The 6,543-nt window shown below is 77.6% G+C and carries 5 protein-coding genes and 1 pseudogene; 1 reads left to right on the forward strand and 5 read right to left on the reverse strand.

What is annotated here, in order from left to right:
* Positions 1–99: 99 nt before the first annotated feature.
* A complete protein-coding gene (locus PGN05_RS03010; RefSeq protein ID WP_419751037.1) occupies positions 100–393 on the forward strand; it encodes a fibronectin type III domain-containing protein in 294 nt (97 codons plus the stop codon).
* On the opposite strand, the gene PGN05_RS03015 is transcribed toward PGN05_RS03010, so the two are convergent.
* From PGN05_RS03015 to PGN05_RS03035, 5 genes and pseudogenes are all read right to left on the reverse strand, one after another.
* A complete protein-coding gene (locus PGN05_RS03015; protein ID WP_419751038.1) occupies positions 390–980 on the reverse strand; it encodes an NUDIX domain-containing protein in 591 nt (196 codons plus the stop codon). The genes PGN05_RS03010 and PGN05_RS03015 overlap by 4 nt on opposite strands.
* A gap of 2 nt (positions 981–982) precedes the next feature.
* Positions 983–2,722 (reverse strand): CTP synthase, encoded by a 1,740-nt coding sequence (locus tag PGN05_RS03020; RefSeq protein WP_419751039.1) that lies wholly within the window; start codon positions 2,720–2,722, stop codon positions 983–985.
* Positions 2,691–5,111 carry a hypothetical protein gene (locus PGN05_RS03025; protein WP_419751040.1) on the reverse strand — a complete coding sequence of 807 codons (2,421 nt, stop codon included), beginning with the start codon at positions 5,109–5,111 and terminating at the stop codon, positions 2,691–2,693. Before PGN05_RS03025 ends, PGN05_RS03020 begins: the two co-directional genes overlap by 32 nt.
* The gene (locus PGN05_RS03030) at positions 5,108–6,250 is read right to left on the reverse strand and encodes a glycosyltransferase family 4 protein (protein WP_419751041.1); all 1,143 of its coding nucleotides are present in this window, start codon (positions 6,248–6,250) and stop codon (positions 5,108–5,110) included. Before PGN05_RS03030 ends, PGN05_RS03025 begins: the two co-directional genes overlap by 4 nt.
* Positions 6,243–6,543, reverse strand: a pseudogene (locus PGN05_RS03035) (hypothetical protein); the annotation flags it as partial. The gene PGN05_RS03030 and the pseudogene PGN05_RS03035, both read right to left, overlap by 8 nt.

A 6,543-nucleotide genomic window follows, 5' to 3' on the forward strand; every position in this document is an offset into this window, starting at 1 on the left:
GCCCCGTCGGCCTGCGGGCCCGTCGGCGCGATCCCGGAGTCCGAGCCGCGCCCGGCCACGTGCGGCGGCTACAGCAACCCGCGCCGGATCTTCCCGGGCGTGGACCCGGGGCCGGTCCCGGGGTCGGCGACCCTGAGCTGGCAGGCCGACGCGCGCCCCTCGGTGGAGGGCTACCGGGTGCGGGCGGTCAGCCAGCAGCTGGTGGCCGGCGAGCAGCCGGTCCCACCCGAGGCCGCCGTCGCCCAGCCCGAGGGCTGCGTGCCGGTGTCGGTGACCGTGTACGGCCTGGTGCCGGGGACGACCTACGTCTTCTGGCTCGAGGAGGACGTCCGGACCGACCTGACCGTGCGCCGGGTGCACGTGGGCACCACCGCGCCGGTCGTCGTCTCCTAGGTCGCGTCGACCGGGCGCAGCCGCGGGGAGGACACCTGCGCCTGCGCGGCGGCCAGCAGGCCGACCACGGCGGCGGGGTTGCGGATCCCGCCCTCGAACACCCGCTGCACGGCCTCGGTCAGGGGCACCCGCTCGACGGTCATGTCGAGCTCCTCGTGCTCGAGGGTGAAGCCCTCCGGCCGGTCGACGTCGGAGAGCCCCTCGGCCAGGTAGACCAGCACCGCCTCGTCGCAGAAGCCGGGGCTGCTGTAGTACGTGGCCAGCAGCGACCAGCGCCGCGCGGCCAGCAGCACCTCCTCGGCCAGCTCCCGCTTCGCCGTCTCCAGGGGCGGCTCGCCCTCCGCGTCGCGCAACCCGGCAGGCAGCTCCCACAGGTAGTCGCCGACCGGGTGCCGGTACTGCCGGAGCAGGACGACGCGCCCGTCGTCGTCCAGCGCGACGACCGCGACCGCGCCCGGGTGGCGGACCACCTCGCGGACGCTCTCGCCGCCGCCGGGCATCGCCACGGTGTCCTTGACCAGGGAGATGACGCGGCCCTCGTAGACCGGCTCGCTGCCCACCAGCCGGTACTCGTGCGGGTCGGCCACCGTCAGATACCGACCTTCTCGGCCTCGTCGAGCGGCACCGGCAGCCGCGCGGACTCGGAGAAGTCGATCGCGGCCTGCACGAACGCCGCGAACAGCGGGTGCGGGCGGGTGGGCCGGCTCTTCAGCTCCGGGTGGGCCTGGGTGCCGACGAAGAACGGGTGGACCTCCCGCGGCAGCTCGGCGAACTCGACCAGCAGCCCGTCCGGCGAGGTGCCCGAGAACACCAGCCCGGCCTCGCTGAGCTGGTCGCGGTAGGCGTTGGCGACCTCGTAGCGGTGCCGGTGCCGCTCGGTGATGTCGGTGGAGCCGTAGGCCTGCGCGACGACCGAGCCGCGCTGCAGGCTGGCCGGGTAGCTGCCCAGCCGCATCGTGCCGCCCATGTCGCGCTGCCCGGCGACGACGTCGACCTGGCTGGCCATCGTGGCGATGACCGGGTCGGGGGTGTCGGGGTCGAACTCCGCGGAGTTGGCCTTCTCCAGCCCGGCGAGGTTGCGGGCGGCCTCGATGACCATGCACTGGAGGCCCAGGCACAGCCCGAGCAGTGGGAGCCCGTTGGTGCGGGCGTACCGGATGGCGCCGAGCTTGCCCTCGATGCCGCGGACGCCGAACCCGCCGGGGATGCAGACGCCGTCGGCGCCGGCCAGCGCGTGCGCCGCGCCCTCGGGGGTCTGGCAGTCGTCGGAGGGCACCCAGCGGATCTGCACCCGGCTGCGGTGCGCGAACCCGCCCGCGCGCAGGGCCTCGGTCACCGACAGGTAGGCGTCGGGCAGGTCGATGTACTTGCCGACCAGCGCGATGGTGACCGTCTGCTTGGGCGCGTGCACCCGGTCGAGCAGGTCGCCCCAGACGGTCCAGTCGACGTCGCGGAAGGGCAGCCCCAGCCGGCGGACGACGTAGGCGTCCAGGCCCTCGCGGTGCAGCACCTTGGGGATGTCGTAGATCGACGGCGCGTCCGGGCAGGAGATGACGCCCTCGGCGTCCACGTCGCACATCAGGCTGATCTTGCGCTTGAGCCCGGTGCCGATCTCCCGGTCCGAGCGGCAGACCAGCGCGTCGGGCTGGATGCCGATGCTGCGCAGGGCGGCGACCGAGTGCTGGGTCGGCTTGGTCTTCAGCTCGCCCGAGGGCGCGATGTAGGGCACCAGCGAGATGTGCAGGAAGAAGCAGTTGTCGCGGCCGATCTCGTGCCGGACCTGGCGGGCGGCCTCGAGGAAGGGCAGCGACTCGATGTCGCCGACGGTGCCGCCGATCTCGGTGATGACCACGTCGACCCGCTCCGCCGAGTCGGCGCCGGCCATGATGCGGGCCTTGATCTCGTTGGTGATGTGCGGGATGACCTGCACGGTGTCGCCGAGGTACTCCCCGCGCCGCTCCTTGGCGATCACGTCGGAGTACACCTGGCCGGTGGTGACGTTGGCCCGGCCGGTCAGGTCGGTGTCGAGGAACCGCTCGTAGTGGCCGATGTCCAGGTCGGTCTCGGCGCCGTCCTCGGTGACGAACACCTCGCCGTGCTGGAACGGGTTCATCGTCCCGGGGTCGACGTTGAGGTAGGGGTCAAGCTTCTGCATGGTCACCCGGAGACCACGGCTGGAGAGGAGGGCTCCGAGGGAGCTGGCCGTCAGGCCCTTGCCGAGGGAGGAGACAACCCCGCCGGTGACGAAGACGAACTTCGTCGGCTGTGAGTTGTGGAGGAGACCCCCGGGGCCGTAGTTACTGTTCCGCGTTCCAGCCGGTCGATCCACGGGAGACGACCGTAACACGGTCCGGGTCGTCGCCCGGGGTCGAACCGGGCGTGCCGTCGGCCACCCCTCCTCCGGCGGCGGGGTCGCGCCGCGGCGCCGCGGCCAGCCACACCAGCAGCGGCACGAGCAGCGCCGCCGCGGTGGCCGGCAGCGCCACCCCGGAGTCGTTGACGGCCGCGCCCACGGTGAGGCTGAGCGCCCCGGCCAGGAGCCCCGCGCGCAGGACGGCGGCGTCGCCGGCGGCCAGCAGGTCGCGGCGGCCGCGCAGCAGCCCCGGGCCGCGCAGCGGACCCGGCAGCAGCCCCGCGGGCCGCACCAGCCAGACGGCGGCCACGAGCGCCACCGGCAGCAGCCAGGCCAGCGGGCTGCCCAGCAGGATGTCGAGGTTGGCCCGCGCCTTCCGGCCGACCACGGTCCACGCCTCCCCGGTGAGCACCTGGTCGACGAACCGCCCGAGGTGGCTGCGCTCCGCCGCCGGCCGCAGCCAGTCGAGGACCGCCAGGGTGCCGACGGCGGCCACCGCGAGCCCGAGCACCCCGACCAGCCGGGGAACGGTGACCCGGGTGCGGGTCAGCAGCATCGCCAGCAGCACGAAGCCGGGCAGCGCAGCGAGCACGCCACCGAAGTCCCGGCCCAGTGCCGGGGCGCCCACGACCAGCACGGTGAGCGCGCCGGCGCCCAGCACGGTCGCGGCCGTGACGCGGCGGCCCCGGGCGGCCGGGGCGCGCCGTGCGGCGGCGGTGGCGACGGCGGCGGTGAGCAGCAGGGCGCTGACCGACAGCAGCCCGAAGCTGAGGTTGCCGTAGCCGGTGAACCGCCCGGCCACGATGGCGTCGTAGCCGAGCAGCCCGTTGAGCTCCAGGTGCGAGCCGGTCAGCACGTCGACCCAGAGCGTGCCCAGCGTGATCCCCAGGACGGCGGCGGGCGGCCCGAGGCGGGCGGTGCGCCACGGGCCCAGCGCGGCGACCGCGGTGACTCCCGCGGCGGCGGCCAGCACCGCTCCGGCGAGAGCCAGCCGGGCCGCCCCCGTCCGCTCCCACGGCAGCAGCCCGGCCAGGTAGGTGGCGGCCGGCAGCGACGCGGCGGCCAGCGCGAGCGGCCGCAGCAGGCCGCGCAGCCGCTCTCCGGCCGGCTCTGCGGCGCGGTCGCGGCGGCGCCCGCCGGCGGCCAGCAGGCCCAGGCCGACGACGGCCGCGCCCGCCAGCACCAGCCCCCAGAAGAACGCGCTGGTGCTGCGGTAGTGGACGCTCGCGGCGGTGCTCGCGCGGTCCAGCTCGGACACCGCCTCGGCCAGCGGGGGCCGGTCGCCGTCGGGGCGGACCGGCTGGCCGTTCATCGACGACGGCCGCGCCACCCCGAGCGCCTCCAGCGCGGTGGGGGCGACGTCGATGAGCTGGGTGTACGGCGCCCGCCCGGTGCTCGCCGAGGACAGCCAGGCGGCCTCCTCGAAGCCGGGGCCGGAGGCGATGCCCACGTGCAGCTGCGGCCGGCCGTCGTTGACCTCGGAGATCCCCTGCAGCAGCAGGAGCGTCTCGCCGGGCGCGGCGTCGACCGCGGCGACCAGCCGGCCGACGGCGGCGTCGATGGCGGCGAGCGCCGACGCCCGCGGGCGCGGCTCGGTGCCGGTGTCGCTGCCCTCCAGCGCCGGCTCCCCCGCGTCGAGCAACGCGTCGAGCGACACCAGGGTGAGCGGGCAGCCGTCGAGCAGCTGCCCGACCGCACCGGGGTCGGCCGGCAGCTGCTCGGCCTGGGTCAGCGCGACGCCGGGCGCGGCCGCGGCCAGCGCCGCGGCCCGGCCCACGACCGTCGCGCAGCCGACGGCGCGGCCCAGGGCCGCGGGTTCCGCGCCGAAACGGGCGCTGGCGGGGTCCCCGGCGACCGCCTCGACCGCCGCCGCCGGATCGGTCAGCCCGGCCTCGGCCAGCCGCTCCTGCAGACCGCAGTGCGACAGCGAGGGGATGGCCGGCGGCACGGCGGGCGCCTGGTCCTCGGGCACGGTCCCGTCGCCCCCGTCGTCCGCACCCGCGTCGTCCCCGCCGTTGCCGGGCGGCTCGCCGGGCAGGGGCACGGTCGGCAGCGGCACCGGTGGCACCGACTCGTCCGGCGCCGGGAAGCGGGCCCGGTTGCCGGCGCCGAGGGTGGCCCAGCCGTCGAGCAGGCAGCTGGTGGCGCGTGCGGCGCGCACCGAGACCGCGCTGACCGGCGAGTCGTCGGCCAGCGCCCAGAGGTGCGGGGTGGCGCCCGGGTCCAGGTCGCTCCACACGAGGCCGGGCACGCCGACGACGAGCACCCGGTCGGCGGTCGGTGCGGCCGCCGCCGTCCCCCCGGCAGCCCAGAGCACCGCGAGGACGGCGAGCAGCAGCACGGCGGCCCGGCGCGGCGCGGTCATGGGGCGCCGGCCTCCGGCGGGCCGAGCAGCTCGCGGTAGACGGCGACCAGCCGGCGGGCGGTGGCCGCCTCGTCCGGCCAGGTGTCGGCCTGGCGGGTGCCGGCCTCGGCCAGCCGGCGCGCCCGGTCGCGGTCGGCGAGCAGGCCCGCGACGGCGTCGGCGAGCGCGGCGGCGTCGCCGACGGGCACCAGCTCGGCGCCGTCCCCGAGCAGCTCGGGCAGGCCGCCGGTGCGGGTGGCGACCAGCGGCGTGCCCGAGCGCAGCGCCTCCTGCGCGGTCAGCGACCGGGCCTCCCAGCGCGAGGGCAGCACGCACAGGTCGGCGGCGGCGAGCAGGTCGGCGACCTCGCTGCGCCGGCCGAGCAGGGTGACCGGGAGGCGTTCGGCCGCGATCCGGCCGGCGAGCTCGTCGTGCAGGGGGCCGTCGCCGGCGATCGCGACGAGCGGCGGTCGCGGGTCCCCCGCCCAGCGGGCGGCGGCGTCGAGGAGGACGTCGTAGCCCTTCTGCGGGTGCAGCCGGCCCACCGCCACCACCAGCGGCCGGCCGTCGGTGAGGCCGAGCTCCGCGCGCACCTCGGTCGCCGGCCGGCCCGGCGGCGGCAGGGGTGGCGCGGACACCGGCGCGACGCGCACGTCGCGGGCCCCCTGCCGCCAGGCGTTCTCGGCCAGGTCGGCGGACGCGGCGAGGACCACGTCGGCGCCGCGGATCGTCGCCCGCTCGGCCAGCTGCAGCACCCGGCGCCGCGCGCCGCCGCCCTCGGGCAGCGCGTTGTGCAGGGTGAGGACCAGCGGCCGGGTGCGGTCGCGGCCCAGCCGGCGGGCGGCCGCGGCGACCAGCCCGGCGCGCAGGCCGTGCGCGTGCACGAGGTCGGCACCGGCGGTCGCCCGGCGCAGCGCGCGGACGGCGCGGGCGTCGGCGGGCCGCGCCAGGCCGGCGGGGATGTCGACGGGGTCGAACCCGGCCCCGGTCGCCGTGAAGCCGAACAGCACCTCGGTGGCCGCCGGGCCGGCGACCCGCGCCTGCGCGCCGGCCTCCTGCAGCGCCGGGAGGACCGCCCGCACGTGCGTGCCCACGCCGCCGGTGCTGGTGGCCAGCACCTCGGTCACCCGGCGGCCCTGCAGCGGGGGCCGCTCAACCACCGCGCACCTCCTGAGGATCGGTCGAACGCAGTCCGCGCGCGGCCGCCCGCAGCGGGCCGCGCGCCGTTCCCATCATGACCGCCGCGACGACGGCCAGGGCGCTCGCCGCGGCGAGCAGCCCTGCGCCGACCACGGCGACCAGGCCGCCCCGGGCCACGGGGTCGGCGCCCAGCGCCCCCGCGACCAGCAGGCCGGCGGCGCCGCCCAGCGCCGCGGCGGCCAGCGCGGGCAGCCCGGGCCGGGCTGCCCGGCGGGGCCGGCGACGCGCGCCACGACGGCGAGCAGCCCGATCC

It is taken from the genome of Geodermatophilus sp. CPCC 206100 (assembly GCF_048569675.1).
Classification (GTDB): Bacteria; Actinomycetota; Actinomycetes; order Mycobacteriales; family Geodermatophilaceae; genus Geodermatophilus.

Coding starts and splice junctions, on each gene's coding strand:
- PGN05_RS03025 (WP_419751040.1), bottom strand. CDS start 5,111: ATGACCGCGCCGCGCCGGGCCGCCGTGCTGCTGCTCGCCGTCCTCGCG.